Source organism: Micromonospora radicis (assembly GCF_003583405.1).
Classification (GTDB): Bacteria; Actinomycetota; Actinomycetes; order Mycobacteriales; family Micromonosporaceae; genus Micromonospora; species Micromonospora radicis.
The window spans coordinates 36723-56988 of sequence record NZ_QXEC01000028.1 but is presented as its reverse complement, the minus strand read 5'-3'; the positions used below and the strand labels follow the sequence as shown (position 1 = coordinate 56988).

At 73.2% G+C, this 20266-nt stretch carries 15 protein-coding genes; 7 read left to right on the top strand and 8 right to left on the bottom strand.

The annotated features are described in order from the left end of the window. Window positions 1-54: 54 nt before the first annotated feature. On the top strand, window positions 55-1002 hold the full coding sequence (gene cofD, locus D2L64_RS22935) for a 2-phospho-L-lactate transferase (RefSeq protein ID WP_119579281.1): 948 nt from the start codon (window positions 55-57) through the stop codon (window positions 1000-1002). Continuing rightward, window positions 999-2087: a coenzyme F420-0:L-glutamate ligase gene (locus D2L64_RS22930; RefSeq protein ID WP_119579280.1), complete on the top strand. Its 1089-nt coding sequence runs from the start codon at window positions 999-1001 to the stop codon at window positions 2085-2087. The genes cofD and D2L64_RS22930 overlap by 4 nt, the downstream gene beginning before the upstream one ends. Before the next feature lie 37 nt (window positions 2088-2124). Here D2L64_RS22930 and D2L64_RS22925 read toward each other — a convergent pair whose 3' ends face one another. After that, window positions 2125-3114: an ArsR/SmtB family transcription factor gene (locus tag D2L64_RS22925; protein WP_119579279.1), complete on the bottom strand. Its 990-nt coding sequence runs from the start codon at window positions 3112-3114 to the stop codon at window positions 2125-2127. 343 nt (window positions 3115-3457) lie between these two features. Here D2L64_RS22925 and D2L64_RS22920 point away from each other — a divergent pair, with 343 nt between their 5' ends. Beyond that, entirely contained in the window at window positions 3458-4063 is a 606-nt protein-coding gene (locus D2L64_RS22920) for an NUDIX hydrolase (protein ID WP_233559101.1), read from the top strand. Here the strand turns inward: D2L64_RS22920 and D2L64_RS22915 are convergent. Both D2L64_RS22915 and D2L64_RS22910 read right to left on the bottom strand, forming a co-directional pair. Then, a complete protein-coding gene (locus D2L64_RS22915; RefSeq protein WP_119579278.1) occupies window positions 4032-5123 on the bottom strand; it encodes a mannose-1-phosphate guanylyltransferase in 1092 nt (363 codons plus the stop codon). The two genes, D2L64_RS22920 and D2L64_RS22915, sit on opposite strands and share 32 nt — an antisense overlap. A 49-nt stretch (window positions 5124-5172) precedes the next feature. Beyond that, window positions 5173-6318, bottom strand: coding sequence for a glycosyltransferase family 4 protein (locus D2L64_RS22910; RefSeq protein ID WP_119579277.1), 1146 nt, complete (start codon window positions 6316-6318; stop codon window positions 5173-5175). A 150-nt stretch (window positions 6319-6468) separates the two neighbouring features. Between D2L64_RS22910 and D2L64_RS22905 the strand changes: the two genes are divergently transcribed. Continuing rightward, window positions 6469-7158 (top strand): TIGR03089 family protein, encoded by a 690-nt coding sequence (locus D2L64_RS22905; RefSeq protein ID WP_119579276.1) that lies wholly within the window; start codon window positions 6469-6471, stop codon window positions 7156-7158. Window positions 7159-7210: 52 nt separating this feature from the next. On the opposite strand, the gene D2L64_RS22900 is transcribed toward D2L64_RS22905, so the two are convergent. The 4 genes from D2L64_RS22900 to D2L64_RS22885 form a co-directional block, all read right to left on the bottom strand. After that, window positions 7211-9184, bottom strand: coding sequence for an acetoacetate--CoA ligase (locus D2L64_RS22900; protein WP_119579275.1), 1974 nt, complete (start codon window positions 9182-9184; stop codon window positions 7211-7213). A gap of 155 nt (window positions 9185-9339) precedes the next feature. Further along, window positions 9340-9924, bottom strand: coding sequence for a TetR/AcrR family transcriptional regulator (locus D2L64_RS22895; protein WP_119579274.1), 585 nt, complete (start codon window positions 9922-9924; stop codon window positions 9340-9342). A gap of 55 nt (window positions 9925-9979) precedes the next feature. Continuing rightward, complete coding sequence (locus tag D2L64_RS22890) at window positions 9980-10867, bottom strand: SDR family NAD(P)-dependent oxidoreductase (protein ID WP_119579273.1); 888 nt, start codon at window positions 10865-10867, stop codon at window positions 9980-9982. 94 nt (window positions 10868-10961) lie between these two features. Beyond that, window positions 10962-11480: an acyl-CoA thioesterase gene (locus D2L64_RS22885; protein WP_119579272.1), complete on the bottom strand. Its 519-nt coding sequence runs from the start codon at window positions 11478-11480 to the stop codon at window positions 10962-10964. Between the two features lie 23 nt (window positions 11481-11503). Between D2L64_RS22885 and D2L64_RS22880 the strand changes: the two genes are divergently transcribed. Then, window positions 11504-12151 carry a hypothetical protein gene (locus tag D2L64_RS22880; RefSeq protein WP_119579271.1) on the top strand — a complete coding sequence of 216 codons (648 nt, stop codon included), beginning with the start codon at window positions 11504-11506 and terminating at the stop codon, window positions 12149-12151. A 56-nt stretch (window positions 12152-12207) separates the two neighbouring features. On the opposite strand, the gene D2L64_RS22875 is transcribed toward D2L64_RS22880, so the two are convergent. After that, window positions 12208-13374 (bottom strand): acyl-CoA dehydrogenase family protein, encoded by a 1167-nt coding sequence (locus D2L64_RS22875; RefSeq protein ID WP_119579270.1) that lies wholly within the window; start codon window positions 13372-13374, stop codon window positions 12208-12210. A 248-nt stretch (window positions 13375-13622) separates the two neighbouring features. Between D2L64_RS22875 and D2L64_RS22870 the strand changes: the two genes are divergently transcribed. Continuing rightward, entirely contained in the window at window positions 13623-15050 is a 1428-nt protein-coding gene (locus tag D2L64_RS22870; protein WP_119579269.1) for a UDP-glucose dehydrogenase family protein, read from the top strand. A gap of 215 nt (window positions 15051-15265) precedes the next feature. Further along, window positions 15266-20260 carry an SCO7613 C-terminal domain-containing membrane protein gene (locus D2L64_RS22865; protein ID WP_119579268.1) on the top strand — a complete coding sequence of 1665 codons (4995 nt, stop codon included), beginning with the start codon at window positions 15266-15268 and terminating at the stop codon, window positions 20258-20260. Window positions 20261-20266 lie beyond the last annotated feature (6 nt).

Below are 20266 nucleotides of genomic sequence, written 5' to 3'. Positions count from 1 at the left end.
TAGTCTCCCCGGGCGACCGCACGCCGCAGGCGTCACGTAGGCAAGGATGGGCGGATGCGCATCGTGGTTCTGACCGGCGGAATCGGCGGTGCCCGGTTCCTGCTCGGGGTGCGGGCGCACGCCCGCGAGGTGGGCGCCGAGGTGACCGCGGTGGTCAACGTCGGCGACGACCTGCGCCTGCACGGCCTGCGGATCTGCCCGGACCTGGACAGCGTCATGTACACCCTGGGCGGCGGCGCCGACCCGGAGCGCGGCTGGGGCCGGGTCGACGAGAGCTGGACGGTCCAGACCGAGTTGGCCGGTTACGGTGCCGAGCCGAGCTGGTTCGGCCTGGGCGACCGGGACATCGCCACCCACCTGGTGCGCACCACCATGTTGGACGCCGGCTATCCGCTGCACCAGGTCACCGCGGCGGTGTCGGCCCGCTGGCAGCCCGGCGTACGCCTGCTGCCGGCGACCGACGACCGGCTGGAGACGCACGTGGTGGTCGACCTCGACGGCGCGCAGCGGGCCATCCACTTCCAGGAGTGGTGGGTGCGGTACCGGGCGCAGCTGCCCACCCACCGGTTCGTCTTCGTCGGCGCCGACGCGGCCAAGCCGGCGCCCGGCGTGACCGAGGCGATCGCCGAGGCGGACCTGGTACTGATCGCGCCGAGCAACCCGGTGGTCAGCATCGCGCCCATCCTGGCCGTGCCGGGCCTGCGGGAGGCGGTGACGGACGGGCCGGCTCCGGTCGTGGGTGTCTCGCCGATCATCGGCGGCGCGCCGGTACGGGGCATGGCGGATCGCTGCCTGGCGGCGGTCGGCACCGAGTGCAGCGCCGCCGGGGTGGGTCGGCTGTACGGCGGGCGCAGCGCCGGTGGCCTGCTCGACGGCTGGCTGGTCGCCGAGGAGGACGCGGGCACGCTGGTGCCGGAGGTGACCGTACGCGCGGTACCGCTGCGGATGACCGACGAGGCGGCGACGGCGGCGATGGTCCGCGCCGCGGTGGAGATGGCATGAGACTGGAGATCCTGCCGGTGCCCGGCATCGGCCACGTGACCGAGGGCGACGACCTGGCGGCGCTGATCGGGACAGCGGCGCCCTGGCTGCGCGACGGCGACGTGCTGGTGGTGACCAGCAAGATCATCTCGAAGGCCGAGGGCCGGCTGGTGGACGTCCCCGCCGACGGCCCGGAGCGGGACGCGGCCCGCGACGAGGTGCTCGCGGCCGAGTCCGTCCGGGTGGTGGCCAGCCGCGGCAACACCCGGATCGTGCAGACCCGGCACGGCTTCGTGATGGCCTCGGCCGGGATCGACGCCTCAAACGTCGACAAGACCCGACTGGTGCTGCTGCCGACGGACCCGGACGCCTCCGCCCGGACGCTCCGCGCCGGGCTGCACCAGCGGTACGGCGTCAACGTGGCCGTGATCGTCAGCGACACCATGGGCCGCCCCTGGCGCAACGGGCTCACCGACGTCGCCCTCGGCGTCGCCGGGATGGACGCCATCCGCGATCACCGGGGCGAGGTCGACCCGTACGGCAACGAACTGGTGCTGACCCAGATGGCGGTGGTCGACGAGCTGGCCGCGGCCGGCGAGCTGATCAAGGGCAAGTGCGACCAGATGCCGGTCGCGGTGATCCGCGGCTACCTGGGCGCACCGCCGGCCGGTGACGGCGAGGGGGCGACGGTCCTGGTCCGGGACGCCTCGATGGATCTGTTCTCGCTCGGCACCGCCGAGGCGAAGGCCGCCGGGTTCACCGCCGCCGCCACCCTGCCGGACCGCCCCGGCGACGCGGCACCCGATCCGGCGCTGGTCGACCGGGCGATCGCCACGGTGGCCGACGTGGTCGCGCCCGGCACGCTCTTCACCCCGGTCCGCGACGACGACGTACGCACCGGTCTGGTCGCCACCATCCCCGGCTGGCCCACCCGGGCCAGCGCGCTGGTGCTCTGCTCGCCGCCCACCCCGGTCGGCCCGGTCCAACTGGTCCGCTTCGGTGCCGACGTACAGCGCCTCCGCACCGCCCTGGCGGCACACGGCGTACCCTCCCAACTCCTCCCGCCACCCGCGCACACCGCTGCCGCCGCCGCCCTCGCGCTCTGACCGGCTCCTCGCCCGGCCGCTCCTCGCCGCCGTCGGCCTAGGCGTTGAGGATGGCGCGGCCCAGCGGAGTGAGGGTGTGCAGGACGGTGTTGCGGTCGCGGTGGCTGACCAGCAGGCCGGCGTTGCGCAGGACGGTGGCGTGCTGGCTGGCCGCCGCCGGTGAGATGTGCAGCCGGCGGGCCAGTTCGCCGGTGCTGCAACCGTCGTCGCTGGCGGCCAGCACCGCGGCGCGGGTCCGGCCGAGCAAGGCGGCCAGCGCCGCCCGGTCCGCGTCGGGCTCCCGCGCCTCGTCCGGCGCCAGCCCACCCAGCCGGTCCACCGGGTACACCAGCACCGGCGGCAGCTTCGGGTCGACCAGCGCCACCGGCGTGTTCGCGCAGAAGAAGGACGGCACCAGCAGCAGTCCGCGCCCCTGGAGGTGCAGCTCACGGCTGCTCGGATAGTCGGGGATCTCCAGGACGCCGGAGTCCCACCGCACCCCCGGCCGCAAGCCGGTCAGCAGCCCCTCGATGCCACCGTCGAGCATGGCCCGCGCCCGCCGGGCCCGGTCCGCCTCCACCGCGGCCTGCACCCGGGTCCAGTACGGCCCGAGAGCCAGTTCCCGGTAGCGCCCCATGGCCGTGGTCAGGTGTGCCAGCGCGTCCGGTTCGCCCCGGGCCAGGGCACCGGCCCCGGCGGGCAGGTTCCGGGCGTTGCCCAGCAACGTCAGGTCGCGTTGCAGCAGCGACACGGGCGTACGCCGGACCGCCTCCATCCCGGCCTCGAACCCGTCCACGCTCTCGTACGGGGTGAGGAAGTCCGGGAAGTAGCCACGGGGTGGGTTCAACGCCAGCAGCAGCCGCAGGCCGGCCGCGTCCTCCTGCCGACGCAGGTCGCGCATGACCTCGCGGCGCCAACCGGACAGCAACGGGTCACGGCCGCGCTCGGGCAACAGGTGCAGGCTCAGCACCACTTCCCAGACCGGATTGGCCGCCGGGGCCACCCGGGTCCGGAGGATGTCCTCGCCGGAGAAATGGATCTTCAGCATGGAACGACTCCCTGCCGCCCGGTTGGGGGCCACCCGGCGACTCCCCGCACTCTACCTGGGCCACCTCCGGGCTGGGCCGTTAAGCCTGGGCTAAAAGACCTCGACTCCTAACCGTCGGGTCAGCCATGCTTCCCGTGTCGCCAGGGGCGACGCACCTCGGACGCGCCCAGACCTGGGCCGCGTCGGGGTCGGGGAAGCTGACGGGCGGCACTACACGAGGGTCTGTGGGACCTGGTTCCGCAGGGGTGTCGCCCGTTCAGCGTTTCCAACCGACGAACCGGAAGCCACGCTCCGCTACCCTGATCCGGTGGCGAAGGAGGAGGGCCGGTTGTCGACATCCCAGGTGGTTGACGAGCCCACGGCAGGCCCGGAGGGCGACTGGACGGCACTGTACGCCGACACGGTGACGGTGCTCGCCGGCTGGCAGCCGACCAGCCCGGACGCCGCGGCGGCCCGGCAGCACACCCTCGACCTGCTCGCCGACGGGCCGCTCGCGCTCAGCCGCGAGCATCTGCCCGGCCACGTCACCGCCAGCGCGCTGGTCTTCGACACGACCGGCAGCCAGGTGCTGCTCTGCCTGCACGGCAAGCTGCACAAGTGGGTGCAGCTCGGCGGGCACTGCGAGCTGGGCGACCTGACCCTGGCCGGTGCGGCGCTACGCGAGGCGACCGAGGAGTCGGGCATCGCCGGCCTGCGGATCGACCCGGTGCCGATCGACGTGAACCTGCACCCGGTCAACTGTCAGGGCGGGTCGGTGTCGGTGCACCACGACGTACGCTTCGCCGTGTTCGCCCCGGCGGAAGCGGTGGCACAGGTCAGCGCCGAGTCCGAAGCGCTCGGCTGGTTCCCGCCGGACCAGTTGCCGCATCCACTGGCCGGCGGGACGGCCCGGCTCGTCGCGCCGGGACTGGCCGCGTTCAGACGAGCTTCTCCTCGCCCCGCTCCTTGAGCGCGTCCACGATCGTCTTCACGTCCTGAGCCCGGTCACGCGGGCAGACCAGCAACGCGTCCGGGGTGTCGACCACGATCAGGTCGCGGACGCCGACGGAGGCCACCAACCGACCGGACTGCGGCACCACCACCATGCCGGTACTGTCCCGCAACAGCACCTCGGCCTCGGCGTCAGCGCCGAGCACCACGTTGCCGTCGGCGTCCGCCGGCAACACCTCGCCGAGGGTGTGGAAGTCGCCGACGTCGTTCCAGCGGAAGTCACCCGGTACGGTCGCCACCCGACCGGCACCGGCCGCCCCCTCCATCACCGCGTAGTCCACCGAGATCTTCGGCAGCGTCGGCCAGACCGCGCCGAGCACGTCGTCCTGTTCGTCGCTGTCCCAGGCCGCCGCGATCGCGGTGACCCCGGTGTGCAGGGTGGGCTGCTGGCGGGCCAGTTCGGCGAGGAACGCCGACACCCGCCAGACGAACATGCCGGCGTTCCACAGGTACCGACCGGAGTTCACGTACGCCTCGGCGACCTCGGCGTTCGGCTTCTCCTTGAACTCGACCACCGGCCGCATCGGGCCGTCGCCGACCGGATCACCGGTCTGTAGGTACCCGTATCCGGTCTCCGGCCGGGTCGGCTTGATCCCGACGGTCATCAACAGTCCCTGCTCGGCCCCCCGGATCGCCTCCCGCACCGTGCTCACCCACTGCTGCGGGTCACCGATCAGGTGGTCGGCGGCGAACGACCCCATCACCGCGTCCGGATCCCGTACGGCGATCACCGCGGCGGCCAGCGCGATGGCGGCGCAGGAATCCCGCGGCGAGGGCTCGACCAGGATGTTCTCCTCCGGCAGCCCGGTCAGCTGGCGGGCCACGGCGGCGGCGTGGGCCGCGCCGGTGACCACCATGGTGCGGTCCGGGCTGGTCAACGGCGCCGCCCTCCGCACCGTCGCCTGCAACAGCGACGCGGACGTGCCGGTGAAGGGGTGGAGAAACTTGGGATGGCCGGCACGGGACAGCGGCCACAACCTTGTGCCACTGCCACCCGCCGGAATGACGACATAGATCACCAGGACATCATGCCCGACCCGCCCACCCGGGACGCGCCGCTTGGCGGCCTCAGGCCCGCGCCCGCGACCACGCGGCGATGTGCACCTCGGCGCTGGACTCCCAGGTGAACTCCTTCGCCCGGTCGAAGCCGGCCTTGGCCAGCGACAGCCGGCGCGGCTCGTCGTCGAGCAGCGCGGCCAGGTCGGCGGCGATCTGATCCGGGTCCTCGCTGGTGTACGCCACCGCGTCGCCACCCACCTCCGGCAGCGACAGCCGGGGCGTGGTGAGCACCGGCGCGGCGCACGCCATCGCCTCCAGGATCGGCAGACCGAACCCCTCACCGTACGAGGGGTACGCCGCGACCAGGGCGCCACCGAGGAAGCCGGGCAGGTCGGCGTAGCGCAGGTAACCGGGGCGCAACAGCCGCAGGTGCGACGGCACCTCGGCCACCGCCCGGTCGATGTCGTCGTCGTGTCCCTGACCACCGGCGACGACCAGAGCCGGCGGATCCTGCCGGTCGGCCACCGCCCGGGCCCAACCCCGGATCAGGTTCGGCACGTTCTTGCGGGGCTCCTTCGCGCCGAGAAACGCGACGTAGCTGCTGCCGCCGAGGCCGAGCCGGGCGCGCACCCGGGCCTTCTCCTCGTCGCCGGGGGCGTGGAAGGCGGCGTGGTCGACACCGTGGTACGCGACGTCGATACGGGTCGGGTCGGCGTCGAGCAACCGGATCAGTTCGTCGCGCGTCGCCTTGCTCGGCACGATCACCCGGTCGGCCCGGCGCAGCGACGTCTTGATCGCGCTGCGGAAGAACGTCCGGCGGGACTTGTCGTAGTGCTCCGGCTCGGTGAAGAAGGTCGCGTCGTGCACAGTGACCGTGACCGGGCAACCGGCCCGCAGCGGACAGGTGTAGAACGGCGAGTGCAGCACCTCCGCGCCGACCTGCTGGGCCAGCAGCGGCAGGCCGGTCTGTTCCCAGGCGAGCCGGGCCGGGCGGTGCGCGACCGCGGCCGGCGCCGGAATGATCTCGGCGGCGGGCAGCTTCCGGCGGTACCGCTCCAGATCGGTGCGGAGGCTGACCACCACCAGGTCCACCGCCGGCCCACACACCTTGCCGAGCGCGCCGAGCAGGCCGTCGACGTATCTACCGACGCCGCCACGGTCGGCGGGGACACTCGTGGCGTCGATGAGCACGCGGGGCGGGCGGCCGGCGGTCACAGGGCGGCTCCTTGCGATGGCGGGACTGTGGGGAACAACACTCCGGCAAGCCTACGCCGGAGCCGGGTACGGACGCTGACTGCGACCCGACGGTACGTCGACTTGTCGCTGTCATCGAGTACGGCCGCCGGCCGCGTATCGTTCGCGTCGATGGCCGACAACATTGCCCGGGTGTTCGCCGACGCGATCGCGACCGACCCGAACCGACCCCTGCTGACCTGGTACGACGACGCCACCGGCGAGCGCACCGAACTGTCCGGCGCGACGCTGGCCAACTGGGTGGCCAAGACGGCCAACCTGCTCGTCGACGAACTGGCGCTGGAACCGGGCGGCACCGCGGCCGTGCTGCTGCCCCCGCACTGGCAGACCGCCGCCGTACTCTTGGGCTGCTGGTCGGCCGGGCTGACCGTGGCCAACCGACCGGGCCCGGTGGACGTGCTCTTCGCCGCCGCCGACCGGATCACCGAGGCGGACGCCTGGTCCGCCGGCGACTCCTACGTGCTCGCGCTGCATCCGCTCGCCCTACCGATGCGGGAGGTCCCGGCCGGCTTCGCCGACTACGTGACCGAGGTACGCAGCCACGGTGACCACTTCGGCGCGTACCCCCCGGGTGGCCCGTCCCACGCGGAGCTGCGCACCCGGGCGACCGCCCGGGCCGCCGAGTTCGGCCTCGTCCCCGGCGAACGGGTTCTGATCGACGTCGACCGGTACCCCGACCCCCTCGACTGGCTCCTCGCCCCGCTCGCCGCGGGCGCCACCCTGGTCCTCTGCGCCCACCCCGATCCCGCCCACCTCCCCACCCGCCGAACCACCGAACGAATCACCACCCCCCTCCCCTGACACCCACCCTCCCCGCCCCCGATCCCTCTGCCGAGAGCGGGGTGGGGTGGGGTTAGGAGGGTCGGGTGCGGTGGTGGGCGAGGGTGGCGAAGGCGGTCAGGGAGTCGGGGTTGGCCAGGGCGCCCTTGGCGGCGGCCTGGTCGACGGGGGTGCCGGTGAGGATCTTCTTGACCGGGACTTCCAGTTTCTTCGCCGACAGGGTCCGCGGCACTGCGCGTACCTGGTGGATCTCGTCGGGGACGTGTCGGGGCGACAGGGCGGTACGCAGCTCGCGGCAGATCTTCTTCCGCAGTTCGTCGTCAAGGGAGAGTCCGTCCGCGAGCACCACGAACAGCAGTAGCTCACCGGCGCCGCCCTCGTCGTCCTCCAGGTGCACCACGACCGAGTCGACGATCTCGTCCAGCGCCTCCACCACGGAGTAGAACTCGGCGGTGCCTAGCCGTACGCCGCCACGGTTGAGGGTGGCGTCGGAGCGGCCGGTGATCACGCAGCCGCCACGGGAGTTGATGGTGATCCAGTCGCCGTGCCGCCACACTCCGGGGTAGACGTCGAAGTACGCCTCCCGGTAGCGGACGCCGTCCGGGTCGTGCCAGAAACCTGTTGGCATGCTCGGCATCGGCTCGGTGATCACCAGCTCGCCCAGTTCGCCGAGGACCGGCGTACCGTCCGACGAGCGGGCCTCCACCTTCGCGCCAAGTGCCCGGCAGGTGATCTCGCCAGCGTGTACGGGCAGCAGCGGGACGCCGCCGACGAAGCCGGTGCACACGTCGGTGCCACCGGACAGCGACTGGAGTTGCAGGTCGCGGCCGACGGTGTCGTACACCCAGTGGAAACCTTCGACGGGTAGCGGCGCTCCGGTCGAGCCGAGTCCACGCAGCGCGGAGAGGTCGGCGATCTCCCGGGGTACCAGCCCGGCCTTGCGGCAGGCCAGCAGAAACGGTGCCGAGGTGCCGAAGTAGGTGGTGTCGGTCTGCTCGGCCAGCCGCCACAGCGCGCCCAGGTCGGGGTGGCCCGGGTTGCCGTCGAAGAGCACGATCGCCGCGCCGACCGCCGGGCCGGAGACCAGGAAGTTCCACATCATCCAGCCGGTGGTGGTGAACCAGAAGAAGCGGTCGGTCGGGCCCAGGTCGTGGTGCAGGGCGAGCATCTTCAGGTGTTCCAGCAGGATGCCACCGTGGCCGTGCACGATCGGCTTGGGCAGTCCGGTGGTGCCGGAGGAGTAGAGCACGTAGAGCGGGTGGTCGAAGGGCACCGGGGTGAAGGCGAGTGGCTCGTCGGTGGGTGCCGCCAGCTCGGTCCAGGTCAGGGCGCCGTCCGGCGGGGCCGCCTTCGGGTCGAGGTAGGCGATGGTGACGGTGTGTCGCAACGAGGGCAGGGCCGCCTGGATGGCGGCCACCTCGGCGCGGCGGTCCACCGGCTTGTCGCCGTACCGGTAGCCGTCCACGGCGACCAGCACCCTGGGTTCGATCTGCTGCCACCGGTCGGTGACGCTGCGGGTACCGAACTCGGGCGCGCAGGACGAGAAGATGGCGCCGAGGCTGGCCGTGGCGAGCAGCAGCACGTACGTCTCGGGGATGTTCGGGGCGTACGCGGCCACCCGGTCGCCGGTGGTCACACCGAGCCGGCGCAGGCCAGCCGCCACCCGGCGGACCTGTTCCCGCAGCTCGGCGGCGGTCAGGGTGACCGGGGCACGGGTCTGACCGTACGCGAGCACCACCGGGTCGTCGGCGGACCGGCCGGGCATCCGCAACACGTTCTCGGCGTAGTTGAGGGTGGCGCCGGGGAACCACCGGGCGCCCGGCATGTCCCGGCCGGACAGGGTGGCCGTCGGCGGGGTGTGCGCGATGACCTCGAAGTGGTCCCAGATCGAGCGCCAGAAGGCGTCCAGGTCGGTGACCGACCACTGCCACAGCGCGTCGTAGTCGGCGAACTCCAGCCCACGGTGCTCGGCCAGCCAGCGCAGGTACGCCCCGATCCGCGAGCGTTGTAGCACGTCCGCCGGCGGCGTCCACAGCACGTCAGTCACTGGTCACTCCTCCCCTGGCCCGGCACGGCGCTGTGCGGTGGGCCGTGGCGCCATCTTGCCCTACCCCGAAGCGCCATTCTCCGCAGCCGACCCCGCCCGGCGCATGTGCCCACCCCACATGAAACGGCCGGCCGAGTGGGTACAGGCCGGGCTGCTCAGGAGCGCTGCGGCGGTTGGACGCGGAAGCCCTCGAGGAAGGTGGTCAGGTAGCGCTGCGCGCTGGCGATCCGCTCCGCTGGGGTCGCGCCGTGCAGCTGGGCCGCGTAGGCGATGCCGCACATGATCGGCACCAGGTCGGCGGCGGTGAGGTCGGGGCGGATCACGCCGGCCGCACCGGCCCGGTCGAGCAGTGTGGTGCCGATCGACCAGATCGACCGTTTGAGTTCGGTGGTACGGGCCAGCGCCTCGTTCGGCGCGGCGACGACCATGGCCAGGGACGCGTCGCCGACCTGGGCCTCTACCGTACGGGCCAGGAACTCCTCCAGTCCGCGGCCGGGATCGGCACAGCTCAGGGCCGCCTCGCCGTGGGCGGCCAGCGACTCCAGGCAGGGAGTGGCGACGGTCTCCAGCAGCGCCTCGACGGTGGGAAAGTGCCGGTAGACGGTGCCGACACCGAGCCCGGCGCGGCGGGCGACGTCGTTGAGTTGCAGGGGTGTGCCCTCGGCGACCAGGTCGCGGGCCACGGCGACGATCCGGTCCCAGTTGCGGGCCGCGTCCTTACGCAGCGTCGTGGTCGCCATCGGCCCAGCCTAACCGGATCGCGGATCCGGATCACCGTCGCCAGACCGGCGTTCCCTATCCGACCGTGAGTGGCGCGTGCCGTTCGCTGAGCCGGCGCACGGCTCCGGCGGTGCGCGGGTCGGCCGCCGCGCGTGGCGGCGCCTTCGGCCGGGCCCGGCTGTCCAACACGATCCCGGTACGGCGGGTCAGCACGTCGTCGGTGGCGGCGACGATCGACGATCGGGCCGCCACGGATGCCGCGCCGGCGGTCGATCGTTCGAACGTGCGGCGCACCAGCGGCCAGAGCAGCCGAAGACCGGGTGACACGATCTTCGGGCTGGTCATCGTGCCGTTGGTCATGTCGGTCGCCGCGCCGCCCGGGTCGGCGGCGAAGACCGAGACACCGGTGCCGTCCAGCCGGCGGGCCAGATCCAGCGTGTAGGCGAGGTTGGCCAGCTTGGCCCGGCCGTACCAGTGGAAGCCGTAGTAGCCGCCGGGCGGCTCGACGGCGTCGAAGGTCCGTTTGGCGGTCACGATCGCCGCCGAGGTGACGTTGACGATCCGGCTCGGCGCGCTCGCGGTCAGGGTCGGCAGCAGCTCGGTGAGCAGGTACGGCGACAGGTGGTTGACGACGAACGACGCCTCGACGCCGGCCAGGTCGCGTCGGTCGGCGAACATGGCGCCGACGTTGTTGACCAGCACGCTCAGCGGTTCGCCCGAGGCGCGGTGCTCGGCGGCGAGTTGGCCGGCGAGCATCCGGACCGCGTCGAGCGAGGCCAGGTCGGCCCGCCGGAACCGCGCCGGGTGTGCCGGAGTGGTCGCGTTGATCCGTTCGACGGCGGCGGCGCCCCGGTCCGCGTTGCGCCCCACGACGGTGACCGCGAAACCGGCGGCCGCCAGGCCGAGGGCCGTCTCGAAGCCGATGCCACCGGTCCCGGCCGTGACCACAGCTGTCCTTCGCATGACCGTCCACCCATCCCAGAAATACGGATACCCCATCCGCTCAGCTCCGACGCTAGCACAAGTGGATTAGCTATCCGGTTCATTCGGCTGTGGCTCAACTCGCGCGGTGGGCCTGGATGGCGCGGCGACGGGCCAACCGGTGCGCCCGGCGGATCTCCGCCTCCCGCCAGCGCCGCTCGTCGTCGGGCGTCTCCGGCGCCACCGGGCGCACCGGCCGGGGCGCACCGCCGACCTCGACGCCGACGAAGACGAGGTACGCGGTGGCCACCCGCACCGGCGCCTCCTCGGCCGAGTCCCAGCGCTCGGCCATCACCCGTACGCCGACCTCCATCGAGGTCTGCCCGGTCCAGTTCACCTGGGCGTACGCGTGCACCAGGTCGCCCACCCGGACCGCCTCGGAGAAGACGATCTCGTCGATGGCGGCGGTCACCGCCGTACCGCCGCTGTGCCGGGCCGCCGCCGCCCCGGCGACGTCGTCGATGAACTTCATCAGCACTCCGCCGTGCACGGTGCCGTAGAGGTTGACGTCGACGGCGGTCATGATCCGGCTGAGTGTCACCCGGGAGTACGACGTGGGTTTACCCGCCGGTGCGGCGCAGGGGTGCTCGGTCATGGCGGAAACGGTACGGTGCGCGGATGCGACATCTGTGGAGCTTCCTCGCCGGGCTGGTGGTGGCGCCGATCACCTGGGTGTTGATCACCCTCGGGCAGGACGGGTCGGCCGGCACCGTGAACCGGTGGGTGGAGATCGGCACATCGAACACGGCCAACCTGATCGAACCGGCCGTCTACCTCGCCGTCGGCGGCATCGTGCTGGGCCTGCTCGGCACGCTACGGATCTCACCGCTCGGCCCGCTGGTGGCCGGGCTGCTACTGATCACCCCGTACGTGGGGCTGTTCGTCACTCCGTTCCGGGTCCGCGACCGCATCCCCGGCGACTGGGAGTTCCTCGGCGACCCGCTACCGCTGCGGCTGCCCGTGGAGAACGGCACGCTCTTCCTGATCGGCGTGCTGCTGCTGATGGCGACGTTCAGCGGTCAACGGTGGCGCCGCTGGCCGCAGCCGGTCGCCGAGCCGGTGCCGGCGGAGGCTCCGACGCAGGAGCAGCCGCTGACCGACTGGCCGCTGGCCCCGGCGGCGGAGCGCGAGACCACACCACTCAGCCTCGGCTACCCCGCACCGGACGAGACGCCGACCGAGCCGCTGCCCCGGCGTATCGGTGGCGCGTCGCCGTGGTCGGCGCCGCCGGGCAACCTGCCCCGCCGCGACGACGCCACCAACTGAGCCGAGGACGCACCCGCGCCCGCCCGGTGGCGACCCCGCCGGGCGGGCGTCGCACGTCAGCCCTTGAGCAGCTGGCGGGCCATCACGATCCGCTGCACCTGGTTCGTACCCTCGTAGATCTGGGTGATCTTGGCGTCGCGCATCATCCGCTCCACCGGGTAGTCCCGGGTGTAGCCGTAGCCGCCCAACAGCTGCACCGCGTCGGTGGTGATCTCCATCGCGGCGTCGGAGGCGAAGCACTTGGCCGCCGCGCCGAAGTAGGTGAGGTCGGCGTCGCCCCGCTCGGACCGGCCGGCCGCGGCGTACGTCAACTGCCGCGCCGCCTCCAGCTTCATGCCCATGTCGGCGAGCATGAACTGCACGCCCTGGAACTCGGCGACCGCCTTGCCGAACTGCTTGCGCTCGGCGACGTACCCCTTGGCGTAGTCGAGCGCGCCCTGGGCGATGCCGACCGCCTGCGCGGCGATGGTCACCCGGGTGTGGTCCAGGGTCTGCATCGCGGTGCCGAACCCGGTGCCCTCGGCGCCGATCATCCGGTCCGCCGGGATCCGCACGTTGTCCAGGTAGACCTCGCGGGTCGGGGAGCCCTTGATGCCGAGCTTCTTCTCCGGCGCGCCGAAGCTGACGCCGGGATCGGACTTCTCGACCACGAAGGCGGAGATGCCGCGGGACCGGGCACTCGGGTCGGTCACCGCGAAGACCGTGTAGAACTCGGAGACCCCGGCGTTGGTGATCCACCGCTTCACGCCGTTGAGCACCCAGTGTTCTCCGTCACGTACCGCCCGGGTGGTCATCGACGCCGCGTCGCTGCCGGCCTCCGGCTCCGAGAGGCAGTACGAGAACATCGCCTCACCGGCGGCGACCGGGGTCAGGTAGCGGCGCTTGAGTTCGTCCGATCCGGCCAGCAGCAGCGGCATGGTGCCCAGCTTGTTCACCGCCGGAATCAGCGAGGACGAGGCGCAGGCCCGGGCCACCTCCTCGATCACGATCGCGGTGGCCAGGGCGTCCGCCCCGGCGCCGCCGTACTCGACCGGGATGTGCGGAGCGTGGAAGTCCGCGGCCCGCAGGGCGTCGTACGACGCCTTCGGGAACTCACCGCTCTCGTCCGCCTCAGCGGCCTGCGGCGCCACCTTGGCCGCACAGACCTCACGGACCGCCTCCCGGATCGCCTCATGCTCCTCGGGCAACCGATACACGTCGAACGACGACTGATCTGCGGCCATGCCGGCCCCTCCCCTTGACGGCTATCATGCGCAATCTGTAGGTCGTCACCGGGACGCCCACCGCGCAGAATGAAGGATAACGACCACAGTTCAGGCGATGTTACCGGCGCGTAGGATCGCCGATGACGGAGCCCACCGCCGTTCGGCGATGATGGAAGACGTACCCAGCACTACCCCTCCGGTGCCCGGCCAGGCGCCGCAGCGGACCGCGACGCGATTGCGCCGCCAGTACGAGCGGAGAGACAGGCGTGACCATCCCGTACCCGAACACCCAGCCGATGCCCGTCATCGCCGCGGTGACACCCCCCTCGGGTGCCTCCCGCCCCCGGGTGACGTTCCTGGGCACCGGCTACCTCGGCGCGACCTACGCCATCTGCTACGCAGAACTCGGCTACGAGGTACTCGGCTACGACGTCGACCCAGACAAGATCGCCAAGCTGAACGCCGGTGAGGTGCCGATCCACGAGCCCGGCCTGGACGAGCTGCTGCGGCGCAACCTCGCCGCCGGCCGCCTGCGGTTCAGCACCGACATCGCCGAGACCGCCGACTTTGGTGACGTGCACTTCATCTGCGTGGGCACGCCGCAGCGCGCCGACGGGATGGGCGCCGACCTGTCGTACGTCGAGGCGTCGGTGACCAGCCTCGCCCAGCACCTCAGCCGCAAGGCGTTGATCGTCGGCAAGTCCACCGTCCCGGTGGGCACCGCCGAGTGGGTGGAGCAGCTGGTCAGCAAGCACGCCCCCACCAACCTCGACGTCGAGGTGGCCTGGAGCCCGGAGTTCCTCCAGGAGGGCTTCGCCGTCGACGACGTACTGCGGCCGAACCGGATCGTGGTCGGCGTCAAGAGCGAGTGGGCCAACAGCATGCTGTACGCGGCGCACAAGGGCGTGTTCGACCTGGCCGCCACCGAGGACCGCGAGGTACCCCTGGTGGTCACCGACTTCGCCACCGCCGAGTTGGTCAAGGTCGCCGCGAACGCCTTCCTGGCCACCAAGATCTCGTTCATCAACGCGATGGCCGAGGTCTGCGAGGTCGCCGGCGGCGACGTCACCCAGCTGGCCCGCGCCATCGGGTACGACCCGCGGATCGGCAACCGCTTCCTGCAGGCCGGGCTCGGCTTCGGCGGCGCCTGCCTGCCCAAGGACATCCGGGCCTTCCAGGCCCGGGCGCAGGAACTGGGCGCCGGTGAGGCACTGCGCTTCCTGCACGAGGTCGACCTGATCAACCTGCGCCGCCGTACCCGGGTCCTGCAACTCGCCGCCGAGCTGCTCGGCCGCCGCTCCGGCCCCGCCGGCCCGGACCTGTCCGGCACCCGGATCGCGGTGCTCGGCGCCACCTTCAAACCCAACACCGACGACGTACGCGACGCACCCGCCCTCGCCGTCGCCGCGCTGCTGCACAAGGCCGGCGCCGACGTTCACGTCTACGACCCGCAGGGCATCGACAACGCCCGCCGCGCGGTTCCGGAGCTGACCTACGAGTCCGGTATCGCCGAGGCGGTCGCCGGCAGCGACCTGGTCTGCGTTCTCACCGAGTGGGCGGACTTCCGCAACGCCGACCCGAACGCCCTCGGCGACCTGGTCGCCGGCCGCCGCGTGGTCGACGCCCGCAACTGCCTCGACTCGACGCTCTGGACCCAGGCGGGCTGGGAGTACCGGGGGCTGGGACGGCCGTAGCCGATCCCGGGGGCACCCCTGCCCGCGATCTTGCACTTTCGGTCGGCGTTCGGCGGCTTATGCGCGGAATGCGGCGACCGAAAGTGCAAGATCTGTGAAGGTGGCCCGCGCCTTCGGCGGCGGACGGGGGGTGACCCGCCGACAACTGTCGAATTCCGGGGCGGCATTGTGCATGCTGCGACAGTGGGAATCCACAGTGCGGGTGGAGGGGTGTCGTGGCGACCTTTCAGTGCTCCTCGTGCGGTCGGGAGATCAAGCCGGCGGTCCGCTGCCCGCGATGCGGCGCCCACCAGCCACAGTGGGCCGAGCACCTGGCCGAGATCGAACGGTCCATCGCGGAGATGAAGGCCCGCGAGGCCGCCATCGCCAGTGAGCAGCGGCAACTCGCGTCCAAGATGCAGGCCGCGATCTTCCAGCGGGACACGCTCGCACACGCCGGCAACGTCGGTGACGAACGGGTCCGGCAGACCGCCCGGCCGCGCCGGGTGCTGCGGCGTCGGCCACCGGCCAAGCCGTCCGGCAACGACACCGTGCCGCCCGCCCAGCAGCCGAAGCGGAGCACCGTCCCACCGCCACCGGCTGACCCGGCGCCGCCGCGGGGACAGCCGACCGCCGGCCCCGGGTCACCACCCCGGGTACCACGGCAGGGCGCCACCCCCGGCCCCGACGACCCGCCGCCAGCGCGTACCGCGCCCGTCTGGCTGGACGCCGACGACCCGGAGCACCCGCCGGAGGCGTCCTCGCGAGAGGTCCAGAACATCCCGCTCGGCCTCGGCGCGTTGCTGCTCGGGGTGGCCGCGGTGGTCTTCGCCGTGGTCGCGACCAGTTCGATGGACGCGCTGGCCCGGCTCGGCATCCTGCTGCTGGCCACCGTGCTCATGCTGCTCGCCCCACCGGTGCTGACCCGACGCGGGCTGACCTCCACCGCCGAGACGATCTCCGCGGTCGGTCTGCTGCTGGTGCCGCTCGCCGGGTACGCGCTGTGGGCGGTGGACCGGATCGGCGGCGGCGCCTCCGGCGCGGTCTTCGCCGGGGTGATCTTCGCGGTCACCGCCGCCGTCTCCGTCGGGTACGCCGGCTGGACCCGGCTGCGCGCGCCCCGCTTCGCCACCGTGCTGGCCGCCCAGCCGGTGGTGCCGCTGCTGGCGTACGACCGGGTCAGCGGCCCCGCGGGCTGGGCGGTGGTGCTGACCGTGGTGGCCGTGATCGATCTCTGGTTGGCCCGCTCCCCGGTCACCGTGGAACGGCCACCGGTCGACGGTCCGGCCACCCCGCCCGGCCGGCCGAGCACCCCGCGCCAGCGGCCGGCCGAAGGCCGCCCCGAGGGCGCCCCGGAAGAGTCCGGTGAGGTGCTGGACCCGATCGCCGCCACTGCGGCCAGCACGCCCGCTCGCCCGGTGCCCGGGCTCCGGGAGCTGACCTGGGCGCTGCACGGCGTCGCCGTGGTGCTGGCCCTCGGCTCCGCGGTGACCGCGCTGCTGCGGGCCGAAACCGTGCCCGATGCCGTCGGCACCGGGCTGGTGCTGTTGCTCGCCGCCGCGGTCTGCCTGGCCGGCACGCTGGTGCTCCGGCGGGCGCCGCTACCCGACATCGGTGCCGGCGTACTCACCCTCGCCGTCATCGGCGCGCTGGGCCGGGTCGCCTCGGTGGCGCTGCCCGGACGCTCGCTGCTGCTGATCGCGGCCGTCATCGCGGTCACCGGCCTGGCGGTGCGCGCGGTACCGGAATCGGCCCGCCGTGGACCACAACTGGCCTCCGCGGTGGCGCTCACGGTCAGCGGCGTGGTCGTCGCGGGCAGCGCCCTGCGCGCCGGCATCGCGCCGATCCAGGCCGCGCTGCCGGCCTGGGCGGCCGACCTCGACAGCTACCCGGCCGAGCTGGCCGCCGCGGTGGGACCGACCACGTGGCAGCTCGCCGCCAGCGCCTTCCTGCTCACCGTCGCGGCGGTGTTGGCGCTGCCGCCGGAGATCCGCCGCGAGTTCGCGGTGACCGGTGCCGCGCTGACCGCTCTCGCCGTACCCGCCTCGTTCGGGCTGGGCTGGGCGGTGGCACCGTGGCCGATGGTGCTCACCGCGATCGGCATCGGGGCGCTCGGGCTCTCCGCCCGCACCACCCGGGCCGCGCTGGCGCACGCGGTGGCCGCCGCGGGCGTCGGGCTGGCCGGCGCCGGAGCCGCCCTGGCCCGTCCGGCGCTGACCGCCGCCGTACTGCTCGCCCTCGCCCTCGCCGGCGTCCTGATCGCCGCCGCGCCGCGGATCCGGCTCGCCCCGGCCGCGGCGGACACCGTCTCGGCGTGGGCCGCCGGTGGTGCGGCGTTCGCACTGCCCGGAGCGGTGGCCGCCTTCGTCGCGGCCGTCGCGCCCGACGGCCCCGTGTTGACCCCGGCGAGCCTGCGCGAGGCGACCGTGCCGGTACTGGCCGCCAGTTTCCTCGCGGTCTGCGTCACGCTCGGCTACGCCGCCGTCGTCCAGGTGTCCCAGCGGCAGATCCCGGCACCGCTGTCGGTGGGTACCGGCCTCGGCGCGCTGATGGTCGCCGCCGCCGGGTTCGGCGCGCCCGGCGCCACCGTGGCCGACGCCTGGGTCGCCGCGCTGCTGCTGGTCTCCGCCGTGCTCCTCTTCCTCGCCCCCTCGATCGACCTCGGCCGCCGCGCCGACCTGGCGCTGGACGGCTCCGACCTGGCCGCCGCGGCGGTGACCGCCGCACTGGTCGCCACGCTGCTGCGGATCGGCACGGTGGTCGCGCCCGGCGGACAGCTCGCCGTCGCCGCCGCGCTCGTCCTGGTGGTCGCGGTGGCCGCCCGGGCGATGCCGGAACAGTGGCGACGCGGGCCGGTGCTCGGGCTCGCCGTCGGCGGGGTGCTGATCGGCCTGCTGGCCGGCTGGATGGCGCTGCGTGGCGGGGTCGGTGTCCTGGCCACCCCCGGTCCGATCTGGAACGGTGACCTCAGCGGCTGGCCGGCCGCGCCGACCGGCGGTACCACCTGGCAGGGCCCGATCGCGCTGCTGCTGCTCGCGCTGGCCGCCGGCATCCTGCTGCCACCGCCGTGGCGCTACGACGTCTCCGGCGTGGCGGTGGTGCTGGCCACCATCGGCGCCCCCGCCGCCTTCGACCTGGCCTGGTGGTCGCCGGTCCTGATCGGCGCCATGGTCGCGACCGTCGTCGGGATGGCCGCCGTCGCCTCGTACGACCCGCGGGCCGCGCTGTCCCGGATCACCGTCGCCGCAGTGGTGGCGCTGCACGCGGCCGGCGCCGGTCTGGTCCGCCCGTCGACCACCGCGCTGGCGCTGGGCAGCATCGCGGTGATCGGCACGGTGGTGGCGGCGCTGGCCCGGTCCACGGCGGTCTCGCTCGTCGACGACCTCGACCGCGAGGGCATGCCGCCGCATCTGGCGCAGATCGGCGGCGCCGCGCTGGGCGCAGCGCTGTTGGCGCTGCCCGGGGCCACCGCCGCGCTGGCGGCCGAGTTCGGTCACCTGCCCGAGGTGGTACTGACCGCAGGCCTGGCCGCGTCGAGCCTCGGGCTGGCCGCGGTGGCCGTGGTCCGCCGGCAGGTTCCGCAGTACCTCCCCTGGGCCAGCGCCGGAGTGGCCGGTGGCGCGGTGGTGACCGCGCTGGCGGCCGTACCCGTCCACCTGCCGATCGGCGTCTACGCGGCCGCGGCGGCCCTGCTCGGGGTGCTCGCCGAACTGGTCCGCGGCGCCACCGAACCACCCGCCGACCCGGGTACCCCGATCCGCCGCTGGTCGGTGCTGCTGGACGGGGCGCTGCGCCGATCGCCCGACGACGCTTCCCGGCGCAGGTGGCGGGTGAGCCCGGCCGCCGGGGCGCTGGCCGCCGCTGCCCTGCCGACCGTCCTGGCGCTGATCTCCATCGCGCCGTCGCTGCTGGCCGCGCTGGTCGACCCGCACCGTACGCTCGACCGGATCTGGCAGGGCCCGCCACCCGAACTGCTCGATCCCCCGCCCGCCGCGGTCAACCCCACCCACGTGCTGACCGCGCTGCTGCTCACCGTGACGGCGGCGCTGGCGGCCACCGGCTTCAGCGGTGGCCGTCGTTCCCGGGCCGTACCGGTGGTGCTGCCCGGCGCCGCGGTGACCCTGTTGATCGCCCCGATCGCCCTCGGTGGTGGCTGGCCGACGAGCACCCGGGCGGCACTGGTGGTGTTCACCATCTCGATGCTGGGGCTGGCGCTGACCCCACCGCCGTCCATCGTGGAGCGGGCACGGTCGTTGCGGCTGGCCCGGGTACTGGTCTTCCTGATCGGCCTGGCCGCCGGTGGGGCGGGGCTGGCCGGCAGCCTCGCCACCCGGGACCTGACCCTGTTGAGCCTCGGCGGTGCCGTCGGCGTCGGCGTGGTCGCAGCGCTGTTCGGCACCACCGCCCGGGCGCGCATCCTCGGCTGGCTGTTCGCCTCGCTGATGGCGCAGCTGTTCGTACTCACCGCCGGTCTGGTGGCTGGGCTCGCCGCGGTCTGGTCCGCGTTCGGCGTACTCGCGGTCGGCGCCGCCCTCCAGGTCTTCGCCGCGACGCTGCCCCGGCTACGTCGCCCCGAGGCGCAGCGTGAGGCGGCGACGGTGGAATGGAGCGCCCACGCCGCCGCGCTGATCGCGCTGGCCCTGGCCTTCGACTCGCCCCGGCACATCGCCGCGCTGCTGGCCGCCTGGGGTGCGGTCCTCGGCATCGCGGCCCTGCGCCCCGGCCGTCGCCCGGTCGAGCGACGGATCCTGTTCTGGGCGGTGGTGATCTGCGAAATCACCGCCTGGTGGATCCTGATGTGGGTCGCAAACGTGGCGCTGCCCGAGGCATACACCCTGCCGTTCGCCGCGCTGGCCCTGCTGGTCGGCGTCCTGGAGTTGCGGCAACGCCCCGAGCTGAGCAGCTGGGTGGCGTACGGGCCGGCGCTGGTGACCGCCTTCGTACCGACGCTGGCCATCGTGGTGGCCACCGACTCGAGTACGCTGCGCCAGGTGCTGCTGCTGCTCGGCGCGGTCGGCGTCCTGGTCTTCGGGTCGATGAGTCAACAGCAGGCGCCGGTGATCGTCGGCGCGGTCGTCACCGCGATCGCGGCCGTACACGCGCTGTTCAGCCTCGGTCCGTGGTTGGCGTTGATCCCGGTCGGATTCCTGCTGCTGATCCTGGGCGCCAGCAACGAGCGACGCCGTCGCGCCCAGGAACGCCTCCAGACCGCCCTACGCGGCATGCGTTGACCCGCC

What these genes read in the sequence shown, in the direction of transcription:
- cofD (WP_119579281.1), top strand. Translation starts at nt 55, where the DNA reads ATGCGCATCGTGGTTCTGACCGGCGGAATCGGCGGTGCCCGGTTCCTG.
- D2L64_RS22930 (WP_119579280.1), top strand. Translation starts at nt 999, where the DNA reads ATGAGACTGGAGATCCTGCCGGTGCCCGGCATCGGCCACGTGACCGAG.
- D2L64_RS22925 (WP_119579279.1), bottom strand. Translation starts at nt 3,114, where the DNA reads ATGCTGAAGATCCATTTCTCCGGCGAGGACATCCTCCGGACCCGGGTG.
- D2L64_RS22905 (WP_119579276.1), top strand. Translation starts at nt 6,469, where the DNA reads ATGGCCGACAACATTGCCCGGGTGTTCGCCGACGCGATCGCGACCGAC.
- D2L64_RS22895 (WP_119579274.1), bottom strand. Translation starts at nt 9,924, where the DNA reads ATGGCGACCACGACGCTGCGTAAGGACGCGGCCCGCAACTGGGACCGG.
- D2L64_RS22890 (WP_119579273.1), bottom strand. Translation starts at nt 10,867, where the DNA reads ATGCGAAGGACAGCTGTGGTCACGGCCGGGACCGGTGGCATCGGCTTC.
- D2L64_RS22885 (WP_119579272.1), bottom strand. Translation starts at nt 11,480, where the DNA reads ATGACCGAGCACCCCTGCGCCGCACCGGCGGGTAAACCCACGTCGTAC.
- D2L64_RS22880 (WP_119579271.1), top strand. Translation starts at nt 11,504, where the DNA reads ATGCGACATCTGTGGAGCTTCCTCGCCGGGCTGGTGGTGGCGCCGATC.
- D2L64_RS22875 (WP_119579270.1), bottom strand. Translation starts at nt 13,374, where the DNA reads ATGGCCGCAGATCAGTCGTCGTTCGACGTGTATCGGTTGCCCGAGGAG.